2 protein-coding genes are annotated in these 1,298 nt (G+C 73.6%); both read right to left on the bottom strand.

Features of this window, described 5'->3' with window-relative positions; translation table 11 throughout:
• Nucleotides 1-657 (bottom strand): helix-turn-helix transcriptional regulator (locus AOK08_RS41230; protein ID WP_157877031.1); only part of this gene is annotated, 657 nt, incomplete at its 3' end.
• Nucleotides 658-673: 16 nt separating this feature from the next.
• Nucleotides 674-1,298, bottom strand: a 625-nt coding sequence (locus AOK08_RS41225) for a helix-turn-helix transcriptional regulator (RefSeq protein ID WP_157877030.1), incomplete at its 5' end; no start/stop codon positions are given.

Here is a 1,298-nt window from a genome sequence, read left to right as displayed (position 1 = left end):
GATCTCGGCGACCCGGTCGAGGCGGAAGGTGCGGCGCGCCTCGGAGCGCCGGCACCAGGCCTCCACATAGGTGTGCCCGACACTGACCAGGCGGATCGGGTCGATCTCCCGTTCGGAGAGCTCGTCGCGCGCGGGCGAGTAGTAGCGGATCCACAGGCGGCGCCGCTCGGAGATCGCCCGGTCGACGTCCGCGAAGACCCCGCCCTCGGACTCGAAGGTCACCGACAGCCGCGCGCTGGCCCCGGCGGCCTCGCCGGCGGCCGTCTCCACCTTGGCGGTGGCCCGCAGCAGCGCCTGCCGGTCGCCCTCGCGCAGTCCGGGCAGGGTGGACACCGCGCGGGCGGCGACCAGCAGCGCGGTCGCCTCGTCGGCGGCCAGTCTGAGCGGTTCGGCGGCCTCCTCGCCCAGGGCCGCGGGGTTGTGCCACCAGATGCGATCGCCGTCGGTGTCGATGTCGAGCAGGTCACCGCCGCGGAAGCTGGTGCCGCACATGGGCAGCACGTCCAGGTCGGAGACCAGCTCGTCCTCGGTGATCCCGAACGCGCGGGCCACATCGCCGACGCGTGCGCCGGGCCGCTCGCGCAGATACGTCACCAGGGACAGCATGCGCCGCGTCTGGTCGATGGCGTTCACGGGCTTGGCCGGTTTGCCTGCCACTTGCTTGTGCTCCCCCTCAGCCCTTGGCCACGGCGCGCAGCCGGTCCACCACGTCGGCACGCAGCTCGGCCGGCTCCAGGACCACGACATCCGGCCCGAACTCCACCAGCCAGGCGTCCAGCCCGTGCCCGTACGGAATCTCCAACTCGTCCCAGCCGTCGCCGAGTTCCCGCACCACCGACGCCTTCGCCCGAAGGGGGTACCCGGCGCCCGTACGCAGCCGGATCAGCGCGGAGCGGTCGGCGGTCTCCCCCGCCCAACTGGCCACGGTCTCCCGGACGGTGACGACATCGGGCACGTCGGCGGTGTACTTCGCGCTGCGGCTGCGGACCTTGCCGGTGATCCGCGACAGCCTGAACACCCGTTCGGCACCCCGGTCGCGGTCCCAGCCCGCCAGATACCAGTGGCCGCGCCAGCACTCCAGCGCCCACGGCTCCACCTGACGGGGCTCGGGGCGGACGGCGGTGGCCTTGCGGTAGTCGAAGACGACCGGGCGGCGGTCCCGGCAGGCCAGCATCAGCGGCTCGAAGGCGGCCTCGTGCACCGGGATCCGCGGTTCCAGGGCGCCATGGGCCTCGTAGGGGTCGACATCCGCGGGCAGTCCGGCCGCGCGCAGCTTCTGCAGCGCGCCACTGGCCGCG

This window comes from Streptomyces graminilatus (assembly GCF_001418565.1).
GTDB classification, from domain to species: Bacteria; Actinomycetota; Actinomycetes; order Streptomycetales; family Streptomycetaceae; genus Streptomyces; species Streptomyces graminilatus.
The sequence above is the reverse complement of the archived record's forward strand: the minus strand, read 5'-3'. Positions and strand labels throughout refer to the sequence as shown.